At 71.0% G+C, this 25,371-nt stretch carries 27 protein-coding genes and 1 tRNA gene; 21 read left to right on the plus strand and 7 right to left on the minus strand.

Annotated elements, in window-relative coordinates:
- The first annotated feature begins 12 nt into the window (after window positions 1-12).
- From ABZ463_RS13955 to ABZ463_RS14000, 10 genes are all read left to right on the plus strand, one after another.
- Complete coding sequence (locus ABZ463_RS13955) at window positions 13-612, plus strand: isochorismatase family protein (RefSeq protein WP_352011967.1); 600 nt, start codon at window positions 13-15, stop codon at window positions 610-612.
- 22 nt (window positions 613-634) lie between these two features.
- A complete protein-coding gene (locus tag ABZ463_RS13960) occupies window positions 635-1,525 on the plus strand; it encodes a polysaccharide deacetylase family protein (protein ID WP_352011966.1) in 891 nt (296 codons plus the stop codon).
- Window position 1,526: 1 nt separating this feature from the next.
- A complete protein-coding gene (locus ABZ463_RS13965) occupies window positions 1,527-2,447 on the plus strand; it encodes a hypothetical protein (protein WP_362776066.1) in 921 nt (306 codons plus the stop codon).
- Window positions 2,444-3,364: a hypothetical protein gene (locus ABZ463_RS13970; protein ID WP_362776068.1), complete on the plus strand. Its 921-nt coding sequence runs from the start codon at window positions 2,444-2,446 to the stop codon at window positions 3,362-3,364. The genes ABZ463_RS13965 and ABZ463_RS13970 overlap by 4 nt, the downstream gene beginning before the upstream one ends.
- Window positions 3,365-3,366: 2 nt before the next feature.
- Complete coding sequence (locus ABZ463_RS13975; RefSeq protein WP_362776070.1) at window positions 3,367-5,031, plus strand: ABC transporter substrate-binding protein; 1,665 nt, start codon at window positions 3,367-3,369, stop codon at window positions 5,029-5,031.
- Between the two features lie 65 nt (window positions 5,032-5,096).
- Window positions 5,097-6,104: an ABC transporter permease gene (locus ABZ463_RS13980; RefSeq protein WP_352011962.1), complete on the plus strand. Its 1,008-nt coding sequence runs from the start codon at window positions 5,097-5,099 to the stop codon at window positions 6,102-6,104.
- A complete protein-coding gene (locus ABZ463_RS13985; protein WP_362776073.1) occupies window positions 6,101-7,009 on the plus strand; it encodes an ABC transporter permease in 909 nt (302 codons plus the stop codon). Before ABZ463_RS13980 ends, ABZ463_RS13985 begins: the two co-directional genes overlap by 4 nt.
- A 5-nt stretch (window positions 7,010-7,014) precedes the next feature.
- Complete coding sequence (locus ABZ463_RS13990; RefSeq protein WP_362776075.1) at window positions 7,015-8,046, plus strand: ABC transporter ATP-binding protein; 1,032 nt, start codon at window positions 7,015-7,017, stop codon at window positions 8,044-8,046.
- Entirely contained in the window at window positions 8,043-9,191 is a 1,149-nt protein-coding gene (locus ABZ463_RS13995; RefSeq protein ID WP_362776077.1) for an ABC transporter ATP-binding protein, read from the plus strand. The genes ABZ463_RS13990 and ABZ463_RS13995 overlap by 4 nt, the downstream gene beginning before the upstream one ends.
- A gap of 55 nt (window positions 9,192-9,246) precedes the next feature.
- Complete coding sequence (locus ABZ463_RS14000) at window positions 9,247-10,842, plus strand: helix-turn-helix domain-containing protein (protein ID WP_362776079.1); 1,596 nt, start codon at window positions 9,247-9,249, stop codon at window positions 10,840-10,842.
- 134 nt (window positions 10,843-10,976) lie between these two features.
- On the opposite strand, the gene ABZ463_RS14005 is transcribed toward ABZ463_RS14000, so the two are convergent.
- Together ABZ463_RS14005 and ABZ463_RS14010 are read right to left on the minus strand one after the other, a co-directional pair.
- Entirely contained in the window at window positions 10,977-11,357 is a 381-nt protein-coding gene (locus tag ABZ463_RS14005; RefSeq protein WP_352011957.1) for a peptidase inhibitor family I36 protein, read from the minus strand.
- Between the two features lie 183 nt (window positions 11,358-11,540).
- Window positions 11,541-11,617: transfer RNA gene (locus ABZ463_RS14010), tRNA-Pro, on the minus strand.
- Window positions 11,618-11,716: 99 nt separating this feature from the next.
- On the opposite strand from ABZ463_RS14010, the gene ABZ463_RS14015 reads away from it, so the two are divergent.
- The 4 genes from ABZ463_RS14015 to ABZ463_RS14030 all read left to right on the plus strand — a co-directional run bounded on the left by ABZ463_RS14015 (window position 11,717) and on the right by ABZ463_RS14030 (window position 13,666).
- Window positions 11,717-12,139, plus strand: coding sequence for a hypothetical protein (locus ABZ463_RS14015; RefSeq protein ID WP_352011956.1), 423 nt, complete (start codon window positions 11,717-11,719; stop codon window positions 12,137-12,139).
- A gap of 171 nt (window positions 12,140-12,310) precedes the next feature.
- Window positions 12,311-12,916 carry a hypothetical protein gene (locus ABZ463_RS14020; protein WP_352011955.1) on the plus strand — a complete coding sequence of 202 codons (606 nt, stop codon included), beginning with the start codon at window positions 12,311-12,313 and terminating at the stop codon, window positions 12,914-12,916.
- Window positions 12,917-12,922: 6 nt separating this feature from the next.
- Complete coding sequence (locus tag ABZ463_RS14025) at window positions 12,923-13,489, plus strand: hypothetical protein (RefSeq protein WP_362776083.1); 567 nt, start codon at window positions 12,923-12,925, stop codon at window positions 13,487-13,489.
- Between the two features lie 3 nt (window positions 13,490-13,492).
- Window positions 13,493-13,666 (plus strand): hypothetical protein, encoded by a 174-nt coding sequence (locus tag ABZ463_RS14030; protein WP_352011953.1) that lies wholly within the window; start codon window positions 13,493-13,495, stop codon window positions 13,664-13,666.
- A 237-nt stretch (window positions 13,667-13,903) separates the two neighbouring features.
- On the opposite strand, the gene ABZ463_RS14035 is transcribed toward ABZ463_RS14030, so the two are convergent.
- Window positions 13,904-14,359 (minus strand): ATP-binding protein, encoded by a 456-nt coding sequence (locus ABZ463_RS14035; RefSeq protein ID WP_352011952.1) that lies wholly within the window; start codon window positions 14,357-14,359, stop codon window positions 13,904-13,906.
- A 121-nt stretch (window positions 14,360-14,480) separates the two neighbouring features.
- Window positions 14,481-15,257, minus strand: a complete 777-nt coding sequence (locus ABZ463_RS14040) for a SigB/SigF/SigG family RNA polymerase sigma factor (RefSeq protein ID WP_352011951.1) — start codon at window positions 15,255-15,257, stop codon at window positions 14,481-14,483.
- A gap of 191 nt (window positions 15,258-15,448) precedes the next feature.
- On the opposite strand from ABZ463_RS14040, the gene ABZ463_RS14045 reads away from it, so the two are divergent.
- Window positions 15,449-15,820: an STAS domain-containing protein gene (locus tag ABZ463_RS14045; protein ID WP_352011950.1), complete on the plus strand. Its 372-nt coding sequence runs from the start codon at window positions 15,449-15,451 to the stop codon at window positions 15,818-15,820.
- A gap of 30 nt (window positions 15,821-15,850) precedes the next feature.
- On the opposite strand, the gene ABZ463_RS14050 is transcribed toward ABZ463_RS14045, so the two are convergent.
- Window positions 15,851-16,555: a GAF and ANTAR domain-containing protein gene (locus ABZ463_RS14050; RefSeq protein WP_352011949.1), complete on the minus strand. Its 705-nt coding sequence runs from the start codon at window positions 16,553-16,555 to the stop codon at window positions 15,851-15,853.
- Between the two features lie 133 nt (window positions 16,556-16,688).
- Between ABZ463_RS14050 and ABZ463_RS14055 the strand changes: the two genes are divergently transcribed.
- The 3 genes from ABZ463_RS14055 (at window position 16,689) to ABZ463_RS14065 (ending at window position 20,560) form a co-directional block, all read left to right on the plus strand.
- A complete protein-coding gene (locus ABZ463_RS14055) occupies window positions 16,689-18,548 on the plus strand; it encodes a SpoIIE family protein phosphatase (RefSeq protein WP_362776087.1) in 1,860 nt (619 codons plus the stop codon).
- Window positions 18,549-18,696: 148 nt separating this feature from the next.
- Entirely contained in the window at window positions 18,697-19,848 is a 1,152-nt protein-coding gene (locus tag ABZ463_RS14060; protein ID WP_352011947.1) for a glycosyltransferase, read from the plus strand.
- A 94-nt stretch (window positions 19,849-19,942) separates the two neighbouring features.
- On the plus strand, window positions 19,943-20,560 hold the full coding sequence (locus tag ABZ463_RS14065; protein WP_362776090.1) for an FMN-binding negative transcriptional regulator: 618 nt from the start codon (window positions 19,943-19,945) through the stop codon (window positions 20,558-20,560).
- Window positions 20,561-20,570: 10 nt separating this feature from the next.
- On the opposite strand, the gene ABZ463_RS14070 is transcribed toward ABZ463_RS14065, so the two are convergent.
- On the minus strand, window positions 20,571-20,987 hold the full coding sequence (locus ABZ463_RS14070; protein WP_362776092.1) for a glyoxalase/bleomycin resistance/extradiol dioxygenase family protein: 417 nt from the start codon (window positions 20,985-20,987) through the stop codon (window positions 20,571-20,573).
- 57 nt (window positions 20,988-21,044) lie between these two features.
- Here ABZ463_RS14070 and ABZ463_RS14075 point away from each other — a divergent pair, with 57 nt between their 5' ends.
- Entirely contained in the window at window positions 21,045-21,509 is a 465-nt protein-coding gene (locus ABZ463_RS14075; RefSeq protein WP_352011944.1) for a MarR family transcriptional regulator, read from the plus strand.
- Window positions 21,510-21,585: 76 nt separating this feature from the next.
- Here the strand turns inward: ABZ463_RS14075 and ABZ463_RS14080 are convergent, their stop codons facing one another.
- Window positions 21,586-22,653, minus strand: a complete 1,068-nt coding sequence (locus tag ABZ463_RS14080) for a helix-turn-helix domain-containing protein (RefSeq protein ID WP_362776095.1) — start codon at window positions 22,651-22,653, stop codon at window positions 21,586-21,588.
- 93 nt (window positions 22,654-22,746) lie between these two features.
- On the opposite strand from ABZ463_RS14080, the gene ABZ463_RS14085 reads away from it, so the two are divergent.
- Window positions 22,747-23,673: a proline dehydrogenase family protein gene (locus ABZ463_RS14085; protein WP_352011942.1), complete on the plus strand. Its 927-nt coding sequence runs from the start codon at window positions 22,747-22,749 to the stop codon at window positions 23,671-23,673.
- Window positions 23,673-25,298 carry an L-glutamate gamma-semialdehyde dehydrogenase gene (pruA, locus tag ABZ463_RS14090; protein WP_362776097.1) on the plus strand — a complete coding sequence of 542 codons (1,626 nt, stop codon included), beginning with the start codon at window positions 23,673-23,675 and terminating at the stop codon, window positions 25,296-25,298. The genes ABZ463_RS14085 and pruA overlap by 1 nt, the downstream gene beginning before the upstream one ends.
- The last annotated feature ends 73 nt before the right edge of the window (window positions 25,299-25,371 follow it).

The following is a 25,371-nucleotide window of genomic DNA, read 5'->3' on the forward strand; positions in this document are numbered from 1 at the left end:
AAAGGACATCGTGTGACCCACCTCGATCCGCTGCGCACCGCGCTCGTCCTCATCGACCTGCAGGGCTCCAACGCCGACCACCCCGTGCACCCGCACCCCGTTGAGGACGTCTTGGAACGTTGCATTCGGCTGATCGACGCGACCCGGAACGCGGGCGGCCTTGTCGTGCACGTGCGCACCAGCTTCCTGCCGGACGAGGGTGACTCACTCGGCGGCAAGCTGCTCACCGACGTCGAACGTCCCGCACGTCCGGTACGGCGGCCCGGCTGGGACCACTTCCTCTCCGGCGTCGATCCGCTGCCCACCGAGCCGGTGATCGTGAAGCGCAGCTGGAACGCCTTCCACGGCTCCGACCTCGACCTGCAGCTGCGCCGGCGCGGCGTCACCACCGTGATCATGGCGGGGATCTCCACCGGATTCGGCGTCGAGGGGACCGCCCGCGCGGCCTACGACCACGCCTACAACGTCGTCTTCGTCCCCGAGGCGATGTCGGCCTACACCGCCGAGCAGCACCATCACTCGGTGCGCGCGGTCTTCCCGCAGCTCGGCCGTGTCCGCGGCCTGGACGAGGTCGTCGAGGCGCTGGCCCCTCAGCCCGCGACCGTGCCCTGAAGCGAATACGGAAAGAACCAAGATGGACGAGTTCCTCAGCTATCGGCCCCTCGACCGGCGGAAGAGCCTGCCCCTGCCCGACGGCAAGCGCGTCGCCGTGAACGTGGTCATGAACATCGAGCACTACGAGTATCTTCCGCCGACGAACCCGCACCGGGACTACTTCTACCGCGTGCCGGCGAAGCCGGACATCGTCGGCTACGCGTTCCGTGACTTCGGCAACCGTGTCGGCTTCTGGCGGATGCTGCCGGTGCTCGACGACTCCCCCGTGCAGGTCACCTGCTCGCTCAACTGCGAGGTGCTGCGCCTGTACCCCGACATCGCGGAGGCGATGGTCGACCGGCGGTGGAGCTTCATGAGCCACGGCACCTACAACAGCCGTCTCCTGTTCGGCGAGTCCGAGAGCGCGGAGCGCGAGTTCTACGACTACACCGTCTCCACCGTGCGGGAGCTCACCGGCTACCGCATGCGAGGGATGCTGGGGCCCTCGTTCAGCGCGACCCCGGCCACCTACCGGCTGATGGCCGAGGCGGGGATGACCTACACGACCGACTGGTTCGTCGACGACCAGCCGTTCCGGCTCGACGGGCCGAGCGGCGGGGGGCTGGTCGGCGTTCCCTACTCCCGCGAGGTCAACGACGCGCTGCTCTTCCCCGGGTCGCCGATGTTCGGTCTGGACAGCGACTACTTCGCCGAGATCGTCCAGTCCCAGTACGAGGTGCTCTCCGCCGAGGCCCGCGAACGCGACACCGCGTACGTCATGACGATCGCGCTCCACCCCCTGTACATGGGCATTCCACACCGGATCGGCCACCTGGCGCAGATGTTCGAGCGGCTGGGCTCGCAGGACGACATCTGGTGGACCACCCCGGAGCGGATCGCCGCCCACGTCGACGCGATCGGATGGTGCTGACATGCAGCTCGTGAGACCGTTGCACGAGGCCGAGGGCGGGTCCCGCCTCGCTCCGAACCGCGGCTGGCCCGGCGGCGCGCGCCTGGCCGTGGTCGTGCTGATGCACCTCGACCACGTGCCCGCGCTCCCCGGCTCCGCACCCGGCCTCCCGCCGTCGAGCGTGGCGATGCGCGGCCCGTACCCGCAGATCATGGACGTGCACTCCACCTCGCAGCACGAGTACGGGCTGCGGGTCGGCGCGTTCCGCGTCCTCGACCTCCTCGACGAGCTGGAGATCGCCCCGACGGTCGCGATCGACGCCTTCTCCGCCCGGCACCGTACCCGCCTGGTGGAGCGCGTCGCCGAGTCCGGCGCGGAGTTCGCGGCGCACGGGCTTGACGGCGCCGGCATCCTGCACGACGGGATGGGCGCCCAGGAGCAGCGCGCCTACCTCGCCGAGTCGATCGACGCCGTGGCCGAGGCCTGCGGCGTCCGGCCGACCGGCTGGAGCGGCCTGGACTACGCGCAGTCCACCACGACCCTGGAGGATCTCGCCGGCCTCGGCATCCGCTGGACCGCCGACTGGCCCAACGACGAGGCGCCGAACATCCTGGCCACGTCCCGCGGCGACATCGTCGACATCCCGGTGAACATCCACCTCGACGACGTGTTCTCCCACCTCAAGCGCGGCACGCCGATCGGTAGGTGGGCCGACGACGTCACCGTGTCCGCACGGCGGCTGCTCGAGGAGGACGCGCCGCGCACCCGGACGCTGGTGCTGGGGCTGCACCCCTGGCTCATCGGCCAGCCGTTCCGGTTCGCGCACCTGCGCGAGACGCTGCGCGCCCTGCGCGGCATGGACGGCCTGTGGTGGGCGCGCGGCACGGATGTCGTCGCGCACCTGGACGGCGAGGCACGGCACGAAGAAGGAGACCGGCGATGACCCTCAACCTGCTGGCCCGTGAGCTCGGGGCATCCGTGGTGGACTGCTCGGACGAGTTCTTCGGCGCGGCCGACGCCCTGCTCCTGTCCACCCCGCCGCAGCGCCCCGGCACCTACGGACTGCGCGGAGCGGACGTCGACGGATGGGAGAGCCGCAGGCACAACCCCGGCCACGACTGGGTCGTGATCCGCGCCGCCCATCCGGGCCGGATCGAGCAGGTCGAACTGGAGACCACCGGGTTCCGTTTCAACGCCCCGCGGAGCATCGGCGTCGACGTCTCCGACTCCGCCGAAGGCCCGTGGCAGGAGGTCCTCGCCGACGCCGAGGTGCGGCCGAACTCCGTGAACGAGTACCCGGTCGCCGACACCGGACGCTCGGCCTCCTTCGTCCGGCTGCGCATCTTCCCCGACGGAGGAGTCGCCCGTTTCCGCGCGCACGGCGTCGTCGACGTCTCCCGCAGCCGCCCGCCGGAGGGCGTACGCCTGTCGGACATCCGGCTCGGATGCCGGGTGCGCGCCTCCGAGGGCTCCTTCGGGGAGCCGTGGTCGGTGATCTCTCACGCGATGCCGAGGAACACGCACGACGGCTGGGAGACCCCCCGGCGGTCCGACGCCGACCGGCATTTCGTCGAGCTCTCCTGGCCGGACCCCGTCCGGCTGCGGACGCTGGAGGTCGTCGCCACACCGTTCCGCGGCAACTGCGCGGCTCGGATCACCGTCGAGGCGCGGGCGGACGACGCGTCCGGCTGGGCGGCGCTGGGAACCTTCGAGATCACCTCCGGGGCGACGACCGCCGTCGAGCTCCCCTCAACCGACGCGCGGCGGGTCCGCGTACGCGCCCTGCCCGACGGCGGCTTCTCCCGCCTCTGGTTCTACGGCGCTCAGCTCCCCCTCCCCCACCCCCAAGGTCAGGAGTGACAATGAAGTTCAAGAAGACCGGGGTCATCGCGGTCGCCGGCGTGATGCTCCTGACATCGTGCTCATCGGAGAGCGGCACTCCGGCCAAGGGCACCGGTGACGGATCGGGCTCCAAGGTCCTCGTGTTCGGCGCCGCGGGCGCTCCGTCGCTCTTCGACCCGTTCTACACCTCGGACGGGGAGTCCGCCCGGGTGAACAACCAGATGTTCGAAGGGCTGCTCAGCCTCAAGCCGGGCACGGCCGACCCCGCGCCCGGCCTGGCGGTCTCATGGGAGCAGAGCAAGGACGGAAAGCAGTGGACGTTCCAGCTCCGCGAGGGCGTCAGCTTCCATGACGGCACGGCCTTCGACGCCGCCGCCGTCTGCGCGAACTTCGAACGGTGGTACCGGCAGCCCAAGATCGCGCGCACCTCGGCGGTCAGCCACACCTGGGTGAACGACTTCGGAGGCTTCGAGGGCGACAAGACTCCCTCGCTGTACGCCGGATGCGAGGCGCAGGACAAGTCCAAGGTGGTGCTGCGCCTGACCAATCCGAGCTCGAAGTTCCCCACCATCCTCGCGCACGGCACCTACGCCATGTCGAGCCCGGCGGCGATGGAGAAGTACAACGCCAACGGGGTCGAGGCCAAGGGCGAGGGCTTCGCCTTCCCTGAGTACGGCCGCCTGCACCCGACGGGAACCGGCCCGTTCGCCTTCGTCTCGTACGACGACTCGACCGGTACGGTCAAGCTCGCGCGCAACGACAAGTACTGGGGCGAGGCGCCGAAGATCACTGGCGTCGAGTTCCGGACGATCCCGGATGAGACGGCCCGCCGACAGGAGCTAGAGGCCGGCACCATCCACGCCTACGACCTGCCGGCCCCTCGTGACTGGCAGAGCCTGAAGGACCAGGGGTTCCAGGTCGTCACCCGGCCGCCGTTCAACGTCATGTACCTCGGCCTGAACGCGACCACCGTGCCCGAGCTCAAGGATCTCCGCGTCCGTCAGGCCATCGCCTGGGCGATCAACAAGCAGCAGATCGTCGACACGCTGCTGCCCGAGGGCTCCGAGACCGTGACGCAGTTCGTCCCCCGCTCCGTCGAGGGCTACGACACCGCCGTCGAGGGATACCCGTACAACCCGGACAAGGCGCGCGCCCTGCTCGCCGAGGCCGGTGTGCCGAACCTCAAGATCCAGCTGTGGTACCCGACCGAGGTCACGCGCCCGTACATGCCCGAGCCGAAGCGCTTCTTCGACCTGATCAAGGCCGATCTCGAAGCGGTCGGCATCCAGATCGAACCGGTCGCGAAGCCGTGGGCCGGTGGTTACCTCAGCGGTCGTGAGGCGGGCGAGGCTCCGGTCTACCTGCTCGGCACCACGGGCCACTACAACAGCGCCCAGAACTTCCTGGGCATCCTGTTCGGCGCCACCGACAACGCCTTCGACACCGGCCTTCTCGGCTTCGGCCAGGAACTCGTCGACGACCTCAAGGAGGCGGACAGCGAGCCGGATCCGCAGAAGCGCGTCGGCATGTACCTCGAGATCAACCGCAAGATGTCCGAGGACTGGCTGCCGTCGATCCCGATCGCCAGCAGCCCCTCCGCCCTGGTTCTCCACGGCAGCGTGCGCGGCATCGTCACCAGCCCGGTCGGCGGCGAGCCCCTGGCCACGGCCACCTTCGGCGAATAGCTCCACCCGGGGTGCGGGCCGCGCGCAGGCGCGAGCAGGCGCGCGCCCGCACCGATTGGATAGACATGTTCCGGTTCATCCTCCGAAGGACACTCCAGGCGGTCGTGACCTTCGTCGCCCTCACGGCGATCCTGTTCGCCTGGCTGCGCAGTCTCCCCGGCGGACCGCTCGACGCGCTGCTCGGTGAGAACGCCAGCCCGCAGGACCGCGCGAAGCTCGTCGAGTCACTCGGCCTGGACGCGCCGCTGTGGACGCAGTACCTGCGCTACCTGGGGCGGTTCTGGACCGGTGACCTCGGCGTGTCGACGGGCGTCTGGCGCGGCGCGCCGGTCACCGAGGTGCTCCTCACCCGGGCGCCCGCCACGATCGAGCTCGCCCTGTGCGCACTGGTCGTCGGCGCCGTGCTCGGCGTCGCCGCCGGTTACTGGGCGGCGACGAGACGCGGCGTGTTCGACGTCGCCTTCCTCGGCTTCTCCGTGCTCGGCCTCGCCGTACCGGTCTTCTTCACCGGGTTCGTCCTCAAGTACGTCTTCGCCGTCCGCGCGGGATGGCTGCCGCCGTCAGGACGGGCCGACCTGAGCGGATCCATACCGACGCCGACGGGGCTGACGCTCCTGGACTCGCTGCTCGCCGGGAGCGGGGCCGCGTTCGTCGAGAGCCTTCGCTACCTCACGCTGCCGACGATCGCCCTGACGATCATCCCCTTCGCCGTGATCTTCCGGCTGACCCGGGCGTCCGTCGCCGAGACGCTCCAGCAGGACTTCGTCCGCACGGCGAACTCCAAGGGTCTGCGGAACCCGACGGTCGCCGGGCGCCATGTGCTGCGCAACTCGCTGCTGCCGGTGATCACGGTGATCGGGCTGCAGGCCGGCGGCCTGTTCGCCGGAGCCGTGCTCACCGAGACCGTCTTCAACTACCGCGGGCTGGGACAGTCGATGGCACTGGCCTTCTCCACACGCGACTACGCGGTACTGCAGGCCCTCATCATGATCGCCGCCGTCCTGTACCTGGTCATCAACATCGTCGTCGACATCGCCTACGCGCTGTGCGACCCGAGAGTGAGGACGCCGTGACCACCGCCCCGGCCGTTCCGCGCCGCCGTACCGCGACCGCACGACCGGGCGCGCAGACCCTGAGGCGGCTGCTGCGCCAGCCGGCGTTCCTGATCGGCTCGGTGATCACATTCGTGTTCGTCCTTGTCGCGATCGCCGCGCCGGTGCTGGCGCCGCACGACCCGGCCGCCCCGCTGCTCCTCGACCAGGTGCGCGCCCAGTCGAACCCCGTTCCGCTCCCGCAGGAGGGGTTCCCGCTGGGCGGGGACCCCGCCGGTCGTGATCTGCTGTCCCGGCTGGTCGCCGGGGCCCAGCAGACCCTCGTCGTCGGGGTGATGGCGACACTCGGCGGTTTCGTCGGCGGCATCGCGCTCGGCCTCGTCGCGGGCGTGTTCGCCGGCAAGGTCGACATGCTCGTGATGCGGGCGGTGGACGTGATGCTGGCGATCCCGTCGCTGCTGATGGCCTTCTCGATCGCGGCGCTGTTCGCCCACCCCAGCGAGTGGACCCTGATCCTCACCATCGCGATCGTGCAGGTGCCGGTCTTCGCCCGGCTCATGCGCGGATCGATGCTGGTGCAGCGCGACACCGACCACGTGCTGGCCGCGCGGGCGCTGGGCGTGAAGCCGGGGGCCATCGTGTTCCGGCACATGGTCCCCAACGCGCTCGGGCCGGTGATCGTGCAGGCGACCCTCAGCCTGGCCGTGTCCATCCTCGACGCCGCCGCCCTGTCCTTCCTCGGGCTGGGCAACCCCGACGACGGCCGGCCGGAGTGGGGGCAGATGCTGGGCGGCGCGCAGCAGTACTTCAACTCGTTCCCGCACCTCGCGATCTACCCGGCGCTGTGCATCATCGTCGTCGCCCTGGGCTTCACGCTGATGGGAGAGTCGCTTCGCGAGACCCTCGACCCCCGTACCCGGAGGTGACGGAGATGAACGCGCGTGCGCACGGGGCCCGGCACGGAGCGGACCCGCTGCTGGTGGTCGAAGACCTGTCGGTCACCTTCTCGCGGCCCGGCCAGGAGCCCTTCACCGCCGTGGACCGGGTCGGGTTCGAGGTCCGTCCCGGCGAGGTCGTCGGCCTGGTCGGCGAGTCGGGCTGCGGCAAGTCCGTGACCTCGCTCGCCGTCATGGGGCTCCTGCCCCGCCGGGGGACCCGCGTCAGCGGCAGGGCGTTCTTCGACGGCGTGGACCTGCTCTCACTGCCAGACCGGGAGCTGCGCGACCGTCGTGGCACCGACGTGGCGATGATCTTCCAGGACCCGTTGTCCTCGCTGAACCCCGTCGTGCCGCTGGGAGTGCAGGTGACGGAGGTCATCCGGCGCCACCGCCGGGCGAACCGGTCCCAGGCGACGCGGCGGGCGCAGGAGATGCTGGAACGCGTCGGCATCCCCGATCCCGCCCGGCGGATGCACGAGTATCCGCACCAGATCTCCGGTGGCATGCGTCAGCGCGTGCTGATCGCCATCGCCCTGGCCTGCGAACCGCGGCTGCTGATCGCGGACGAGCCGACCACGGCGCTGGACGTCACGATCCAGGCCCAGATCCTCGCGCTCCTGAAGGAGCTCGTCATCGGCTCGGGCACCTCGTTGATCATGATCACCCACGACCTCGGCGTCGTCGCCGGCCTGTGCGACACGGTCAACGTGCTCTACGGCGGACGCATCGTCGAACGGGCGGACCGCTATTCGCTGTTCGACGCGCCCCGGCATCCCTACACCGGGGGGCTGCTGGAGTCCGTGCCGTCGTTGGACGACGGGGAGAATCGGCTGCACCCAATCCCGGGTTCTGTCGCCGACAACATACCCTGGTCGCAGGGGTGCGCCTTCGCGCCGCGCTGTCGCGTCGCCACCGACCTCTGCTTCCGGGAGGAGCCGGCCTGGTCGGCCGACGGCGAGCGGCGATCGCGCTGCCACCACCCGCTGCCCGATCCGATCATCGTGGCGAAGGAGAAGACTCCATGACGACGGCCGCCGTTCCGACCCGACCGGACGTCGAGGAGCAGCCTCTCCTCGACGTCCGCGACCTCAAGGTCCACTTCCCGATCCGCCGGGGGACGCTCGTCGACCGGACCGTCGGCCACGTCCACGCGGTCGACGGCGTCGACCTGAGGATCACACGCGGGGAGACCTACGGCCTGGTCGGGGAGTCGGGGTGCGGCAAGTCGACGTTCGGGCGCGCCGTGCTCCAGCTGACCCCCGTGACCTCGGGAGAGATCCGTTTCGGCGGGGTCGACCTGCGGTCGCTGCGCGGTGAGGCGCTGCGCCGCCAGCGCCGCCACATGCAGATGGTCTTCCAGGATCCGCTGGGGAGCCTGGACCCCCGGCAGAGCGTCGAGCAGATGTTCCGTGAGGGGATGGCCGCGCACGGGCTGGCGAAGGGAGACGTCTCCGGGCGTCTCGACGAACTGCTCGACTCGGTCGGACTGCCGCGGACGGCGCTGCGCAAGTACCCGCACGAGTTCTCCGGAGGGCAGCGTCAGCGCATCGGCATCGCCAGGGCGCTCTCGGTCGAGCCGCAGCTGATCGTCGCGGACGAGCCCGTCAGCGCCCTGGACGTGTCGGTCCAGGCGCAGGTCATCAACCTCCTTGAGGACGTCCAGGCCGCGTACGGACTGACCTACCTGATCATCGCGCACGACCTCGCCGTGATCAGGCACGTGAGCGACCGGATCGGGGTGATGTACCTCGGCGGGATGGTGGAGGAGGCGCCCACCGCGGAGCTGTTCGCCGAGCCGCTGCACCCCTACACGCGGGCGCTGCTGTCCGCCGTACCGCAGCCCGACCCCCGGTATGAGGACTCTCGCGAGCAGATCCTGCTCCACGGTGATCTGCCCAGCCCGGCGGACCCGCCGCCCGGATGCCGGTTCAGCACCCGTTGCCCGTGGAGGCAGCAGACCCGCTGCGACACCGAGCGCCCGCAGCTGCGGGCCATCGAGGTTCCGGGGACGACCGCCGCCCATCGAGTCGCCTGCCACTGGGCGGAGGGCATCCACGACGGTGCGATCCGGCCGACGCGGTCGACCCGCGTCGACGCCACCCTGTCCGCCGGTGTGGCCGCGTCGTCGAGATCGGCGTCCGGCACCCCGCCCGCGACCGGCGGGAGCTGATCGCTGTGCCGGCGGTCAGAGCGGAACGGAAGGCTCTCCGGCGGAAGGGGGCGGCGTGAACGGCGTCCTCACTCAGCACCTCCACGAGCTGGTGCATTCTCTCGGCGCGTCGCTGGACGTGCCGGTCGAGGTCACCGACGTGCAGTTGAACCGGATCGCCCGGTCGATGCCGAGCTCCTCCGCGGACGAGCACCTCGCCGAGGCGGTTTCGCCTCGGCATCTCGGGCTGAGCGCGCGCTCGGTGGCCCTGATCTCCGAACCCGTCTACATCGGCGGGGGCGCCGACCTCGGGATGCCCCTGATGCTGGTGATCCCGGTGCGATCACCTGGTTCGGCGCCGTCGCTGCTGCTCTGGATCACCTGCGTGAGAGGGCCGCTTTCCCCCGAGCGGATCGAGAGCGTGGGACGGATCGCGGAGGCCACCGTCTGCTCGCTGGAGGCGGCCGGGCTGCTCGTGTCGCCCGAATGGGCGGACGACCACGTCGGCCGGGCCTTCGCCTCGGGAGACCTGGACGGGCTGGACTCACTGCTGGGCCAGGCCATCGGCGGCGGAAGGCTGCTGCACGACGGTACCTTCGTCTGCCTCGCGCTCTCGATGCCCGCGGTGCTTGACCCGGACTCGTCGGGATCGGCGGCGCAACGACGGCTGACCGCCGTCATGAACCGCTTCGCCGAGGACCATCTCCGTGACCGGTGCCTCATCGCGTTCAGCGGCTCCGTCAGCTTCGCGCTGCTGGCGCCTCACCCGCGCGACGTCCAGACGACCCTGCCGGGGCGGCTCGCGACGAAGACCGTCGACCTGATCTTCCGGTCCCGGCGCAACGGCACCGACCTCCCGTGGCTCGTCGCCGTCAGCACGATCGTGACCGATCGCGCGAGCGTCGCCGTCTGGCAGGCCAGGCAGAGCCTGGACCTGGCCGAGGGCATGGGCTGGAAGCACCAGGTCGTCCACTGGGAGAGAACCGCGCACATGCGCGGGCTCGCCGCGGTGCCCACGGACGTCCTCATGTGCCACTTCATCAGCCCGTCCCTGCGACGGCTTCTCGAAGACGAGTCGGCGGAGGACCTCGTCCGGACCCTCAGGACGTTCCTGACCACGGCGGGGAACGTCAAGCAGGTCGCGGCGGACCTGTATCTCCACCGTGCGACCGTCTACCACCGGATCAGGAAGGTCGAGGCGAGGCTGGGGGTGGACCTGTTCAGCGGCGCGGGCCGTCTGGAGGTCCACGCCGGCCTTCTCGCCGCGGAGATCGTCGCGAGCCGGACGACGGCCGGACGAGAGCCACCCGGCCGCCTCGCTCCGCGGCCGAGCCCCTCCCCTCCCGCTTCGGCACGCGGGGAATCGCACGGTGTGCCCGCCCGGCCGGGCGGTACGCCGGAGGACGAACCGGTGGGCGACGACGAACATGAGCGGCTATCGGACCGTGGCCCCGGCGGCCCCGGCGGCCCCGGCGTTCCGCGGGCCGCCGTGCACGGCGAGACGGCGCAGGCCGACGCCGGTCTCGTCCGCGTGGATCGCGCCGTGTGCCAGCCGGTACGCCCGCAGTCAGCCCGGGATCCGCAACGTCGCACGGTCCTCCACGAGCGCGGTGCCGTGGACGCAGGGCGCCCTCGGGCCTCCGACCCCCGGCCGATCCATCGCACGATGTAGCCGGGGATCACCCGGGCACTCATGAGAACGACTCGGCGACGCCGCGGCGGATTCGGCGGTTCCTCCCCGGTCGTTCCCCGGGGCGCGGCGCCACGGCCTGTCCGGTCTGTGGCGCCGCGCCGGAGAAGGTGGATCTACTGCTCGGAGCACAGCCCGGGCTTGGCGGAGTTGACGGCGAAGCCGAAGTCCTCAACCGTCTCCCCGGCGGAGACCTCGCGCCGCTCGCCCCTGAAGCCGGGCTCGGAGTAGAAGCACCAGAACTCCGCGGAGTTGTTGGCCGCACTGCGCAGGGGCGGGACGATGCGTGCGCGGCCGTTGACGAGTATGACGCGCCGGCCTACGCCTCCGGGCTGGGAGAAGGCGCAGACCGCGGCGATCAGCGGGCAGACGAAGCCGTCCCGGGCGGTGGTGGCCTGGGTGGCGGGGGCCGTCGCGGCGGACGCGGGCATGGCCAGTCCGGTGCTGACGGTGACGGCGGCGGCCGTGAGCGCCGCCCATCGGGTGAACCTGTTCATGGTCACTCCTTGCTGGGGGGGGTGTCGGCGGGATGCAGACGCCACCCTTCATAGCAATGAGTAGCCGTTCGACAGCAGACAGTGAATACTGTTGTGCCCTCCCGGCCAGCCCTCAGTTGGTACCTCAGTACGCGAAAAGGGTGCCTCCCATGTGAGAGACACCCTCGCTGACCAGTGGAAACCTGGTCGGGACGACAGGATTTGAACCTGCGACCCCTTGACCCCCAGTCAAGTGCGCTACCAAGCTGCGCTACGTCCCGGTTTGTCGGCCCTGTGGGCTGAACATCAGGTAGCTTACCTGAGATCAGACGGGATCGCGCACTCAAAGCGAGCGTGGACGGGTGAGGGGCTGACTACGGGTGGGGCGAAAGGCGCTGATCGACCATGAGGAACTGCGGCGGCTGGCCGGGCAGGGGTTGTCCAACGCCGAGCTCGCGGCCCACTTCGGGGTGAGCGAATCGGGGGTCCTGCAGGCCAAACGGGCCGCGGGCCTGTCGAAGCCGATGCTCGACCACTCGCGGGCCATCCCGTGGAAGCTGGAGCGCGCGCACGGCCAGTCCGGGCCCGCGACGAACCTGCGCAACCTCTCGTCGATCGCGCAGGGGCGCGCGATCCCCGTGGAGAAGCGCAACACGGCGTTGCGCTGGGCGGACCGGCTGGTCGCGGCGGGGCTGGACGTCGATTACGACCCCGAGACGGGCTTCACCGAGGTGCCCGCGTCCCCGGAGGGCTCGCTCGTCGGACGGCTCTCCGCCGAGGCGCGCGCGGCCCTCGACACCTGACGACGCCCGGATCACCGCTCTCCCGGCGACCGGCACGGAACAGTCCTACCTGCCCGATAAATCCATATAAAACGTGTTTTCTGCGACGAATCACTAGCGACAGTGGCCGGTTTTGGAGTGAATCCCTGGGGCAGCGCACGGGGACAGACGCTTACACAACCGGAGGCAGACATGTCCACCGTGATCTGGGTGGTCGTGATCGTGGTCGCGGTGGTGGCGGTCATCGCAGTCGGCTCCGCCGTACTGCAGCAGCGGCGCCGGCACCGACTTCGTGATCGATTCGGCCCCGAATACGACAGAACCGTACGGGAACGCGACAACCGGCGCGAGGCCGAGCAGGAGCTTCTGGCGCGTGAGCAGCGTTTCAGCGGCCTTGAGATCCGCCCGCTCGCCCCTCAGGCCCGCGACGGCTACGCCAGGAAGTGGATGGAGGTCCAGGAGCGCTTCGTCGACGCCCCCGGATTCGCCGTGACCGAGGCCGACCACCTGGTGACCTCGGTGATGGCGGAGCGGGGATACCCGACCGAGGACTTCGAGCAGCGGCTGTCCGACCTGTCGGTCGCGCACGGCCGTACCCTCGACCACTACCGGCAGGCCCACGCGATCAGCGGCAGGGCCGCGCACCAGGAGGCCTCGACCGAGGAGCTCAGGCAGGCGATGGTGCACTACCGCGTCCTGTTCGAGGAACTGCTCGAAACCCCCGACGGCCGTTCGACGCGACCGGCCGTGCGGACTCCCCAGGACCAGACCGCCCGACGCGACGTGCGAGGACAGTGATCTGAGATGAAGAACCGATCAGGAAACGACCAGGACCGTCTCGTCCACGGAGGCGCCGGTGAGACGGCGGGCGTCCCCTCCCAGCGCGCCGAGGAGGTGACCTCCGTGTTCCGGACGCCCGAAGGACTCCCCGGCACGGACGGCCGTCCCCTCACCGGTGACACGCCCGACCCGGCCCACCCGGCCGACCTCTCACCGGAGGCCGGCCACCCCGCCTCGGAGGCACCCCGGACCCGGGCCGAAGGGGCCCCTCGGGAGGGCGCGCTGCTCGACCAGGACCCCGACGAGGTACGGCGTCGCTGGCAGGAGGTCCAGGCGGGCTTCGTCGACGACCCCCGTGACTCGGTCGAGCGTGCCGACTCCCTTGTCGCCGAGGTCGGCGACCGCCTGCGCGCCGCGCTGGAGGCCCGCTCCGCCGGCCTGCGGGAACGCTGGAAGAACGCCGAGGGGGCACGGGGAAGCGACACCGAGGACCTGCGCACGGCCCTGCGCGACTACCGCGCGCTGCTCGACCGGCTGCTCGACATGTCGTCCGCGGGAAGCCCCGAAGGCCTGCCCGCCGGGAGGAGGTGACGTATGTTGGCGATCGCCGCCGCCGTCGTCTTCGGTCTCGGCCTGCTGCTCGACCTGATCAACACCAGGATCGGCGGCATCACCGGCACCACGTTCATCCTTGGCGGCCTGCTGCTTCTCGCGCTCCATCAGGGCGGGGTGGGAACGGCGGGCGGAACCTGGCGCCGCAGACGCTGACCCGCCGAGTGCCCGAGCCCGTGGTCCCCGGTCGTCCGGGGACCACGGGCTCGGGCATGTTCTCCCCGCCGGACCCGCGCACAGTCGCGCGGGTGAACGGCCTTTGCGGGGTTCTCGAAGCCGACGCCGTACCCGGAGGCGGGCCTCTGGACGGGCCCCTTAAGGGCCCTGAACGAGCAGGGCCGGGATGAGCGCGGAGGAAGTCAGTCCTTGAACCGGGCGCGGCCGGAAGCCGCCTCAGACCTTGAAGGACATCGTGATGAACGTGCCCGCGGCCCCGGTCTCGAACTTGATGTCGGAGCTGACCATCCGGGCCACCCACAGGCCCATGCCGCTGGTGGCGTAGGGGGCGGGAGCCGTCTCGCCGGGGGGCGTCTCGGGGGTCCACCGCCCCTCGTCGTGCACCTCGACGACGAGGGTGCGGCCCGTGGACCATATCCGCATCACGGCCTTGGCGGTGGGGTGACCGTGTGTGACGGCGTTGGTGGCCACCTCGTTCACCGCCACGAGGAAGTCGGCCAGTCTCTCGCGGGCCATCCCGCCCTGTACGGCCTGCACGGCGGCGAAGTCCCGCACGTCGGGCAGGTCGGGCAGGCAGAAGGCCAGTTCCGCCACGGGGGCTCCGGCGGGGGGAAGCCGGGAACGGTCGCCGCTCGCCAGAAAGCGAGCCGGACGAACACCGTCCTCGTTCACGCGAGATCCGCCTCCCCTGTCCCACCGCGCCGTCTTTCTCAGCACCTGGGGATCATTTCAACCGCACCCTATGCCACATCGCTCCGTCGCCGGTTTGGGTGCCCGATGAGGGCCGGTGTATTCAGCATTCGGCGACCAGGTCGGCGCGAAGCCGGTCCAGAACCTTCCGCAGGATACGGGAAACGTGCATCTGGGAGATTCCGAACTCGGCCGCGATCTCCGCCTGGGTCATGTTCCCGAAGAAGCGCAGCAGCAGGATGTTCTTCTCCCGCGGCGGCAGCTTGTCGATCAGCGGCATGACCGCCTCGCGGTCGACGAGCATGCCCACGGCGTCGTCCTGGTCGGGGATGACGTCGCCGAGCGCGGCGGCGTCGTCGTCCGCCCCGAGCGGCGCGTCCAGCGACAGCGCGCTGTAGGCGGCGGAGGCGTCCAGGGTGAGCAGGACGTCCTCCTCGGAGATGTTCATCTTCGCCGCGAGTTCGGCGACCGTCGGGGAACGGCCGAGGTCCTGGCTGAGGTCGGCGACCAGCCGGTTCAGCTCGGCCCTGCGCTCCTGGTAGACGCGCGGCACCCGGATCGCCCAGGTGCGGTCGCGGAAGTGACGCTTGACCTCGCCGGTCATCGTGACCACCGCGTAGCCGCGGAAGGCGTGGCCGAGGGTGGGGTCGAATCCGTTGATCGCCTTCATCAGCCCGACGTAGGCGGCCTGCAGAAGGTCTTCGAGCGGTTCGCCGCGGTAGCGGTAGCGGCGGGCGATCTCCATGGCGAGCGGCCGGTGCATCTCGACGAGGCGTTCGCGCAGCCGCTCGGCGCGGTAGCCGGAGACCTCCGGAAGCGCCATCTCGGCGAGGAGATCCTCGGCGGTCATCTCGGTGATTTCGAGGGCCTGGACAGACATCGCTGCTCCCTGGTGGGACTGTCGAGCGACGCCACACGCGGAACAGTGTCCGGGCAGACGGCATCGCCTCGACGTTTCTCAAGGCGAGGCCCTCTGCTGGACCTCGGTTCTAGTATTACCCCGATTCCGGGAGTATTGCTCGCCCGCAGGTAACAGTAAGGTTGCTAATCGAACGGGCTAGGAGGACCTGAGTGACGGTGTCGGAGAACGGTGAGAGAGCGGCGGCGCTGACCCTGACGTCGGCGCTTGTCGGCGGAATCAACGTGATCCGGGTGACCGGCCTGCTCGACGCGACGACCAGGGACCAGTTCGCCGACTACCTGGCCGCCGAGGTGAGCGAGCACGGCCCCGAGATGGCGCTGGATCTGAGCGGGGTGACCTTCATGGACTCCCGCGCCCTCGGCCTGATCGTCCATCACTGGCAGCTCAGCACGAACGCCGAGGTCAGGTTCGCGCTCATCGGCGTCGAGTACGCCAAGACCAAGGTGATGTGGATCACCGGGCTGGCCCAGCGGCTGCCGCTCTACGACACGGTCGACGACGCGTTGGCCGCGTTCGGCTGAGGGTTCCCCGCCGTCGCGGGTCCTGGGGCCTCATGAGGAGCGCTGGTTGCGCTGGTGCTCCTCGACCAGCAGCCTGGCCAGGTCGGCCACCTTCACCTGGTGGTGCTGGGAGATCCTGCGCAGCTCGTCGAAGGCGGCCTCGGCCGAGCAGCCACTGGACTTCATGATGATGCCCTTGGCCTGGTCGATGACCGCCCGGCCCGCCAGCGCCTCCTGCATCTGCGCCGCGTCGGTCCTGACCTCGTCGTAGTCCCACATGTTGGCCAGCGCCACGGTCACCTGCTCGGCGAGCATGTCCGCCAGCGGGGGGACGTTCCTGGCCGCGAACACCCCGGGGAGCACGCCGTACAGGCCGAGAACCAGGACGGAGCGCTCGACGGTGATCGGCATGGACAGCACGGTGCGGACGCCGCAGCGGACCGCCATCCCGGCGTAGGCGGGCCAGCGGGAGTCGCGCAGCACGTCCTGGACGATCACCGGGCGGCCGGTCTCACGGACCTCCGCGGAGGGCCCCTCCCCCAGGTCGGCCTCGCTGTCGACCAGCAGGATGAGCTCGCTGTGCGAGGCGGAGACGACCACGCGTTCCCCCCGCCACAGCTCGGCTGAGCCGCCCGCGCATCCGGGGACCCCGCCCGCGAGCGTGGTGGTCAGCCCGCGCAGCACGCTCTCACTCGACGTCTCCTCGCTGACCCTGCCGAGGGCGGCGAGGTCACGGGCGAGAATGGGAGTGACCATGTCCATGGTGCGGGTCCCCCTATCTGTTTCGCTAACTTAATCACTATCCGACCGCGCATCGATCCGACCCCGCCGGGTGACGTACCGTCTACGACGGGACCGCCCGGTCCCCGGCCGCCGACGAGGACGAGCATTGACCGACGCCATTGGCCTCAACACGCTGGAGCAGGCGCTGAGCGCGCTCGCCTCCAGGGTTTCCTCCCTGCGCGAGGCTAGGTCCGCCTACCCCGCCGACCCCCGGTCCACACTCGACGCGGCCCTGGCGGAGCTCGACACCGCCCGTGAGCTGCTGGAGTCGGCCCTGCGTGAGCTGCGCAAGGCGCCCAGACGCTCCGGCGACCGGGAGAGCGGCTCGCAGCGGGAGCTCAAGCTGCTGCGGCAGGTCTTCCGCTCCTTCCCGGTGCCGGTCGTGGTGCTCGACGCCTCGGGGGTGGTCAGGCGGATCAGCGCGGAGACCTCGCGGATGCTGGGCAGCCCGGCGGGCTACCTGATCGGCCGGTCCTTCCCGCTGCTGGTCGACGTCTCGCGGCGGGCGGCCTTCCGCTCGCACCTGACGGCCGTGCAGCAGGGAGGGCAGAGCGCGACGTTCCAGACCCGGCTGACCCACCAGGGCCGCGCGCACACGGTGCAGCTGGCGGTCATCCGGCTGACCATGCCCGGCGAGCCGCAGGAGATGACCGCGGTCGTGATCCTGCCGCTGGAGGCGCACGTCGCGGGCGACCCCCCGGGGCCGGTCGACCGTTCGGACGCGTCCCTGGTCATGGCCGCCGCGCGCCGCCAGGAGCTGCTGGCCAGGATGACCCGCCTGCTGCTCGACGAGGAGAGCCTGCGCCAGCCGGTGACCGTCACCAGGGCGGCGCGGCTGCTGGCCGCGGAGACCGCCGACTGGGTGATCGCCGACGTGGTCCGTGACGGGGTGCCCAGGCGCGCGGTCGTGCTGGGGCCGAGCGACAAGCCGGTGACCGAGCTGGTCCGCCTCGTCGAGGGGCTGACGCCGCTGGCCGCGCCCACCGTGGCCCACGTGCTGACCGGGGGTTCGGGCGTGGTCCACGAGATGCTTGAGGACGAGTCGCTGCTCGGCGAGGTCCCCGGCGGACCGCCGCTGCTGCGGGTCATGGGCGCGGCCTCGCTGCTGGTCGTGCCGATCCAGGGCGAGGCGGGCGCGCTGGGCGCCCTCACCCTGGTACGGCTGCGCGACCGCGAGCCGTTCTCCCTGGCCGACCTGGGGCTGATGGAGGAGATCGGCGCTCACCTGGGGCTCGCGCTGCGCGCCAGGCGCAGTTTCCAGACCCGTTCCCAGGCGGCCGACGCGCTGCGCACCAGCGTGGTGCCCAAGAACCTGCCGGACATCCCGGGGGTCGAGGCGGCGGCGATCTACCACGCGGGGTCGAGCCCGGTCGGCGCCGAGTTCTACGACGTCTTCCCGGTGCGGGACGGGTGGGGCTTCGCGCTCGGGGGCGCCGCGGGCAAGGGCGAGGAGGCCGCCTCCGTCACCGCCATGGTGCGCAACGGGCTGCGGGTGCTGAGCGTGTGGGAGTCCGACCCCGTCGAGGCCATGCGCAGGCTGAACCACGCGCTGGTCGCGCAGAACAGCGGGATGTTCGTGATGGCCGTCGCGGGGTTCGTCAGGGCCCGCAGGATCATGCTGGCCGGGGCCGGGCACCACCCGGCGGCGTTGCTCCAGGCGGACGGCGGGGTGCGTTTCACCGCGGGAGGAGGCGTGCCGCTCGGCATCGCCCCGGAGGCGGAGATCCTCACCGAGGAGATCACGCTGACCTCGGGCCAGACCCTGGTGTTCTACTCCGACGGGCTGGTCGCCTCGCAGAACGACCAGGGGGAGGCCTACGGTGAGACCCGTCTGGCGGACGTGCTGGCGCGCTGCGCGGGTCAGGCGCCCGCGACCGTGGTCAAGGCGGTCGAGGAGGACCGGCACGCCTTCTCCGGCGGCCGGGTGTGGGACGAGATCGTGATCCTCGCACTGCGCGTCGTATGACAACCCCATGGAATTCAGGGCAATTCAGAGGTTTGCCCGAGTCTGGGAGTTGGGTATGGTGATGGGCGTCGCAGATGAGTGCCTAAGAAGCAGGCACCCCTGAAGGATTCCAGGCTTTTCCATGCCTATCTCCTCCCAGAGGTGTGCCGTGAACATCGCATTCGTCTCCTCGGACACTCCCTCCGCCCCCCAGGGCAAGGACGACCTCGCCTCGCAGCGGGCCTACCTGATGGCCGTCGCCCGTGAGCTCGGCCGCGAGCACAAGGTCACGATCTACACCCGCAGGCACTCCGACGCCGACAGGCCGAAGGTCCGCCTCTCCCCCGGCGTCACGCTGGAGTGCCTTCCCGCGGGCCCCGCGCAGGACCTCCCCGAGGACGGCCTGCTGCCCTACCTGTCCGACCTGGGCGAGCAGCTCATGCGGCGCTGGGGCCAGGACCGCCCCGACGTCATCCACGCGCACTCCTGGACCGGCGGGCTGGCCGCCATCGCCGGGGCCAGCGGCCTCGGCGTGCCGTTCACCCAGACCTTCGGCGGCGAGGACGGCCAGGACGCCAGGAAGGTCAAGCTGCGGCGGGCGATCGGCCGCCGGGCGAGCGTGGTGATCGCCGGGTGCGGCGACGAGGAGTCGACGCTGATCCGCATGGGCGTGCCGCGCCGCAACATCGCGGTGATCCCCTGCGGCGTCGACGTCGAGCGCTTCCGGCGCCAGGGCCCGGCGGCGGCCAGGGGCACCCGGCCCCGGCTGCTGCACGTGGGGCCGCTGAGCCCGTACAAGGGCGTGCACACCGCGGTGCGCGCGCTGGCGGGGATCCCCGACGCCGAGCTGGTCGTCGCGGGCGGATCCCCGGCCGGTGACCTGGAGCACGACGCCGACGCGCACCGGGTGATGCTGCTGGCCAAGGAGGTCGGCGTCGAGGACCGTGTCACCCTGCTGGGCCAGGTGCCGCACTCCTCGATCCCCAAGCTGATGCGCAGCGCCGACGTGGTCGTCTCGCTGCCCCGGGAGGCACCGTCCGGGGTCGTGGCGATCGAGGCCATGGCGTGCGGCGTCCCGGTCGTCGCCTCCGCGGTCGGCGCCCACCTGGACTCGGTGGTGGACGGGGTGACCGGGCTGCTGGTGCCCGCCGACCGGCCCGCGCAGGCCGCCCGCCTCACCCGTGAGCTGCTCGCCGACTCGACCCGCCGCACCGCGATCGGTTTCGCGGGGGCGGACCGGGCGCGTTCGCGTTACTCCTGGGAGCGGATCGGCCAGGAGCTGGTCCAGGTCTACGAGAACGCGATGGCCGTCCAGCGCTGAGGCCGCCGCCGTACGGCACGGGCCGGGAACCTCCGGAGGGGGAGGGTCCCGGCCCTTCTTGCCCCGCCCATTGGATAGGCATACGTTTATCCGCATGTTGATTCATCCATGGGACGCGGCGACCGAGGACGAGGCGCTGGAGTTCGTCAGGGCCAACGAGTTCGGCCATCTGATCGCCGCCGGGCGGGGGCGTGAGGTCCCGGTGGTCGTGCCGACCCAGTTCCTGCTCACCGGCGAGCGCACGGTCCTGCTCCATCTGGCCAGGCCCAACCCGATCTGGGCCGCCGTCGAGGAGAACCCCGCCGTGGTGCTCTCCGTCGCCGGCGACTGGGCCTACGTCCCCGGAGCGTGGAAGATCCTGCCCGAGGACGGGGAGGACCCCCGCATGGGCGTCCCCACCACCTACTACGCCGCCGTCCAGCTCGTCTGCGACGCCGAGATCGTCTCCGGCGCGGAGGAGAAGGCGGAGATCCTCAGGACCCAGCTCGCCCGCCTTGAGGCGGACGGCGCGCTCGCGGACCCGTCCGTGCACGGGCGCCGCCTCAGGGGCATCCTCGGCCTGCGGCTGAGGATCAGGGAGGTCGTCGGCAAGTTCAAGTACGGCGGCAACGTGGACGAGGCGCACCGCCGCCACGTCGCCGAGCGGCTGGCCGAGCGGGGCGGCCCCGGTGACGCCCCCGCTCGCGCCCGCCTCCTGCGCGGACTCGGGTGACCCTCTCCGGTCAGTACGACTGGAGCTCGACCAGGTTGCCCTCGGGGTCACGCAGGTGGGCGGCGCGCAGTGTCGGCCCCCAGCCGGGGAGGGCGCGCGCGGCCGCCACGAGGGTGCCGCCGTGGCGCTCACCGGTCTCGGCGGCGGCCTCCAGGACACCCTCGCCCGCGGGCACCCGCAGCACCAGGACCGTCACGTCCTGCCCCGGGGATCGCGGCGCGGGGGCGGGGGCGCCGACGTCGGCCGCCATCGCCGCGCGGTCGTACAGCGAAAGGAGGGTCTGCCCGTCCAGGTCCCAGCTGGCGTAGGGACCCTCCTCCGCGCCCCTGGCCGGGGTCGCCCCGGCGACCCCCTCAAGAAGGCCCCGGTAGAAGCGGAAGGTCCCGGGGAAGTCATCCACGAGCAGTCGCGGATGGAGTGCGTCCATGGTCGTGCCTCATTCGTTGGTAACTACCAATGATTGGAACTATCCTACGGTATGGGCATGACAGTTCCACCCTTCTCCCAGAGCCTCCTGGAGCAGGACGTCTTCGTTCTGTCCAACCTCGCCCTCGCCGTGCGCAGACGGCTGACGGAACGCTTCGCCGAGCTGGGCCTGAACCGCTGGGACGTGGCCGTGCTCGCGGTCCTGACCGACCACGGACCCATCGTGCAGCGGGCCGCGGGCGCCCTTCTGGGCGTCGATCCCAGCGACATGGTGGACATGGCCGAACGGCTCGTGGCGGCCGGATGGGCCGGACGGGAACGCGACCCCTCCGACCGCCGCCGCTACCTGCTCACCGTGACGCCCGAGGGGCGGGAGGTGTTCGAACGCGCCCGCCGGGAGGAACTGCGGGTGCGCGAGGCCCTGCTGGCACCGCTCGGCGAGGAGGACCGGGAGCGGTGGGCCTCACTGCTGCGCCTGCTCCACGGCCACGTGCGCTCGGGCTCCCTCGACGCCCTCCTGTGAGCGGGGCCCGGCCCGGTGGCGGGGCGGGCCGTCCGGGGTCGCGGCTCGACCCCCTCCCGTGGGCGGGGTCCGGAGCTCAGAGCAGGTGGGCGGCCTTGAGGGCGAGGTGGACCAGCAGCCGTTCCTGTCCGTCGGCCAGGTCACGGCCCGTGAGCCGCTCGGCCTTGCCCAGACGGTAGTAGAGCGTCTGGCGGTGCACGCCGAGCGCGGCGGCGGACTCCTGGACGTGGCCGGCCCGGTCGAGGTACCCCTCGACGGTCCTGGCCGCGTCCGCATCACCGAGCAGCCCGGTGACCTCCCCTGCCAGCTCCCCCAGTTCGGCCCGGGACAGGCGGGTGAGCATCCGGTAGACGCCCAGCCCGGACCAGGCCGCGACCGGGGCGAACTCGGGCACCCGCCCGGCGACCCTGAGCGCCCGTACGGCCTCCTGCCAGCTCCGCCAGGCCTGGGCCGGGTCCTCCCGCGAACCGCCCACCCCGGCGGCCGTGCCGTACATGCCCTGGACCCTCGACGCCAGCTCGATCGCCTGGCCCGAGGGGACGAGCAGGGCGGCGGCGGGTTCCCCCGAGGTGAGCGGCCCCGGGTCGGCGAGCACGGTCCTCGGCAGCGTCCAGAGGGCGGCCACCCGGTCGGGCGAGGTCCTGACCGCGACCGCCGTCACCGGGCCCGTCACGTCGAGCCGCGCCAGCGCCTGCGCGCGCTCCTCGGCGTCGGAGGAGAACAGCTCCCGCAGACTCCTGCCCAGGTGCTGACGGCGGCGGGCGTCCTGGGCGAGCGTGGCGGCGGCCTGGGCCACGAGGCCGGAGATCGAGGCGAGCGTACCGTCGTCGAGGGTGCCGTCGTCGAGCAGCCACAGGTAGCCGTAGGTCACACCGTGGTAGCGCAGCGGCACGCAGACCCTGGCCAGCACGCCGAGCTCGGCGTCGGCGGGGATGCGCACCGGCCCCTTCGCGCCCGCGATGCCGTACCCCTCGAAGTAGGCACGCACCTCCGAGGTCGCGCGGCGGCGCAGGATCGACTCCTGGCGGACCGTGTCGATGTCACCGCTCTGCGCGGCGTAGGCGAGAAGCTGCAGCGAGCGGTCCTCGATGGTGGCCGAGGCCCCGACCCGGTCGGCGATCTCGTCGACTGTCTCCTGTAGCACTCCCCCATTGTTGTACATCTGTATGAAATACGATCACACCGGTCGTGGCAGATGCACATGGGGTTGACGGAACGTCCGTTTTAGTCTAGAAGCATGCTCGGTTCCCTTCTTCTCGCCGGGTCGCGGATGCCGCTGGTACGGCGCGCGGTCTCCGGCGTTCCGCTGACCCGCAAGGTCGTCGACCGCTTCGTGGCGGGTGAGGACGTCCAGCAGGCCGTCAAGGCCATCCGGCGGCTGACCGACGCCGATCTCGCCGTCACCATCGACCATCTCGGCGAGGAGACCCGGGACGCCGACGCCGCGGCCGCGACCGCCAACGCCTATGTCGTGCTGCTCGACGCGCTGCGTGAACTCGATCTCGGCTCCCGCGCCGAGGTCTCCGTGAAACTCTCCGCCGTCGGCCAGGCGCTCGGCGCCGACGGTGACAAGATCGCCCTGGAGAACGCCCGCCGCATCTGCGAGGCCGCGGCGGGCGTGGGGTCGAGCGTGACCTTCGACATGGAGGACCACACCACGGTCGACTCGACCCTCTCCATCCTGCGGGCGGTGCGCGGGGACTTCCCGTCCACGGGGGTCGCCCTGCAGGCCTACCTGTTCCGCACCGAGGACGACTGCCGCGACCTGTCCCACGAGGGGTCGCGGGTCCGTCTGGTCAAGGGCGCCTACGCCGAGCCCGCCTCGGTGGCCCACCAGGACAAGGGCGAGGTCGACAAGGCCTACGTCCGCTGTCTTCGGATCCTGATGGCCGGGCAGGGATACCCCATGGTGGCCACGCACGACGACCGGCTGATCTCGATCACCGAGACGCTCGCCGACCGCTTCGGCCGCTCACGGGGCGGCTACGAGTACCAGATGCTCTACGGCATCCGCACCGACAAGCAGCAGGCCCTGGCCGGCGCCGGGCACACCATGCGCGTCTACGTTCCCTACGGCGACGACTGGTACGGCTACTTCATGCGCCGCCTCGCCGAACGCCCGGCCAACATCGCCTTCTTCCTTCGCGCCCTTGGAGGCAAATGATGGATGCCATCTCCAACGTCCCGGCACCGGTCAACGAGCCCGTCCTCGGCTACGCCCCGGGAAGCCCGGAACGCTCCGCACTGGAGAACCGCCTCAAGGAGCTGACCGGGGCCCAGCTCGACCTGACCATGACGATCGGCGGCGAGCAGCGGATGGGCGGTGGCGCCCTCCTCGACGTGGTCCAGCCGCACAACCACGCCTCGGTGCTCGGCCGTACGGCTGAGGCGACCGCCGACGACGTGCGGGCCGCGATCGACGCCGCGCTGGCCGCCGCTCCCGCTTGGCGGGCCCTGTCGTTCGACGAGCGGGCCGCGATCTTCCTCAAGGCGGCCGACCTGCTGGCCGGGCCGTACCGCAAGACGCTCAACGGCGCCACGATCCTCGGCCAGTCGAAGTCGGTCCAGCAGGCCGAGATCGACTCGGCGTGCGAGCTGATCGACTTCCTGCGCTTCAACGTGGCCTACGCGCGTCAGCTCTACAGCGACCAGCCCGCCTCCTCGCCCGGGGTGTGGAACCGGATGGAGTACCGCCCGCTTGAGGGCTTCGTCCTGGCCATCACGCCGTTCAACTTCACCGCCATCGCCGGGAACCTGCCGACGTCGGCCGCCCTGATGGGCAACGTCGTCGTCTGGAAGCCCTCCCCCACCCAGCAGTTCGCCGCGCACTTCACCATGCGCCTGCTGGAGGAGGCGGGCCTGCCGCCCGGTGTCATCAACATGGTGACCGGCAACGGCTCCGCCGTCTCCGAGGTCGCGACCACCCACCCGCAGCTGGCGGGCATCCACTTCACCGGCTCGACCGCGACCTTCCAGCACCTGTGGGCGACGGTCGGCACCAACATCGCCTCCTACCGGTCCTACCCCCGGCTGGTCGGCGAGACCGGCGGCAAGGACTTCGTGCTCGCGCACCCCTCCGCCGACCCGGCGGTGCTGACCACCGCGCTGGTCAGGGGCGCCTTCGAGTATCAGGGGCAGAAGTGCTCGGCGGCCTCGCGCGCCTACGTCCCCCGGTCCGTCTGGGCGGCGATCCGTGACGACCTCGTCGGCAGGGCCGAGTCGCTGACCATCGGCGACGTGGCCGCCGATCTGTCCACCTTCATGGGCGCGGTCATCGACGAGCGGGCCTTCGCCAAGCACAAGGCCGCGATCGACCGGGCCCGCGAACTCGACTCGATCGAGGTGCTGACCGGCTCCTACGACGACTCGACCGGCTACTTCGTCAAGCCGACCGTCCTGGTCTCCGGCGACCCGACCGACGAGATCTTCGTCAAGGAGTACTTCGGGCCGATCCTCGGCGTGCACGTCTACGACGACGCCGACTTCGACACGGTCCTCGACCAGATGGAGAGCGTCTCGCCGTACGCGCTGACCGGTTCGGTCATCGCCCAGGACCGCTACGCGATCGCCTCTGCCTCCGAGCGCCTGCGCTTCGCGGCGGGCAACTTCTACGTCAACGACAAGCCGACCGGGGCGGTCGTCGGCCAGCAGCCCTTCGGCGGCGCCCGCGCCTCGGGCACCAACGACAAGGCCGGGTCGATCTTCAACCTGATCCGCTGGGTGAACGCCCGCACGATCAAGGAGACCTTCGTCGCCCCGACCGACCACCGTTACCCGCACCAGGGCTGACCTTTCACACGAGACGGCGCCCGGGACCCACCATCCGAGTCCCGGGCGCCGTCTTCGTCCTCGTAAGCCCGCA

The sequence above is a fragment of the Streptosporangium sp. NPDC020145 genome (assembly GCF_040631275.1).
Taxonomy (GTDB): Bacteria; Actinomycetota; Actinomycetes; order Streptosporangiales; family Streptosporangiaceae; genus Streptosporangium.

Bases quoted from the DNA above. Each gene is read 5' to 3' on its own strand.
- ABZ463_RS13960 (WP_352011966.1), top strand. From the start codon at position 635: ATGGACGAGTTCCTCAGCTATCGGCCCCTCGACCGGCGGAAGAGCCTG.
- ABZ463_RS13965 (WP_362776066.1), top strand. From the start codon at position 1,527: ATGCAGCTCGTGAGACCGTTGCACGAGGCCGAGGGCGGGTCCCGCCTC.
- ABZ463_RS13970 (WP_362776068.1), top strand. From the start codon at position 2,444: ATGACCCTCAACCTGCTGGCCCGTGAGCTCGGGGCATCCGTGGTGGAC.
- ABZ463_RS13975 (WP_362776070.1), top strand. From the start codon at position 3,367: ATGAAGTTCAAGAAGACCGGGGTCATCGCGGTCGCCGGCGTGATGCTC.
- ABZ463_RS13980 (WP_352011962.1), top strand. From the start codon at position 5,097: ATGTTCCGGTTCATCCTCCGAAGGACACTCCAGGCGGTCGTGACCTTC.
- ABZ463_RS13990 (WP_362776075.1), top strand. From the start codon at position 7,015: ATGAACGCGCGTGCGCACGGGGCCCGGCACGGAGCGGACCCGCTGCTG.
- ABZ463_RS13995 (WP_362776077.1), top strand. From the start codon at position 8,043: ATGACGACGGCCGCCGTTCCGACCCGACCGGACGTCGAGGAGCAGCCT.
- ABZ463_RS14005 (WP_352011957.1), bottom strand. From the start codon at position 11,357: ATGAACAGGTTCACCCGATGGGCGGCGCTCACGGCCGCCGCCGTCACC.
- ABZ463_RS14020 (WP_352011955.1), top strand. From the start codon at position 12,311: ATGTCCACCGTGATCTGGGTGGTCGTGATCGTGGTCGCGGTGGTGGCG.
- ABZ463_RS14025 (WP_362776083.1), top strand. From the start codon at position 12,923: ATGAAGAACCGATCAGGAAACGACCAGGACCGTCTCGTCCACGGAGGC.
- ABZ463_RS14030 (WP_352011953.1), top strand. From the start codon at position 13,493: ATGTTGGCGATCGCCGCCGCCGTCGTCTTCGGTCTCGGCCTGCTGCTC.
- ABZ463_RS14040 (WP_352011951.1), bottom strand. From the start codon at position 15,257: ATGTCTGTCCAGGCCCTCGAAATCACCGAGATGACCGCCGAGGATCTC.
- ABZ463_RS14050 (WP_352011949.1), bottom strand. From the start codon at position 16,555: ATGGTCACTCCCATTCTCGCCCGTGACCTCGCCGCCCTCGGCAGGGTC.
- ABZ463_RS14065 (WP_362776090.1), top strand. From the start codon at position 19,943: ATGTTGATTCATCCATGGGACGCGGCGACCGAGGACGAGGCGCTGGAG.
- ABZ463_RS14070 (WP_362776092.1), bottom strand. From the start codon at position 20,987: ATGGACGCACTCCATCCGCGACTGCTCGTGGATGACTTCCCCGGGACC.
- ABZ463_RS14075 (WP_352011944.1), top strand. From the start codon at position 21,045: ATGACAGTTCCACCCTTCTCCCAGAGCCTCCTGGAGCAGGACGTCTTC.
- ABZ463_RS14085 (WP_352011942.1), top strand. From the start codon at position 22,747: ATGCTCGGTTCCCTTCTTCTCGCCGGGTCGCGGATGCCGCTGGTACGG.
- pruA (WP_362776097.1), top strand. From the start codon at position 23,673: ATGGATGCCATCTCCAACGTCCCGGCACCGGTCAACGAGCCCGTCCTC.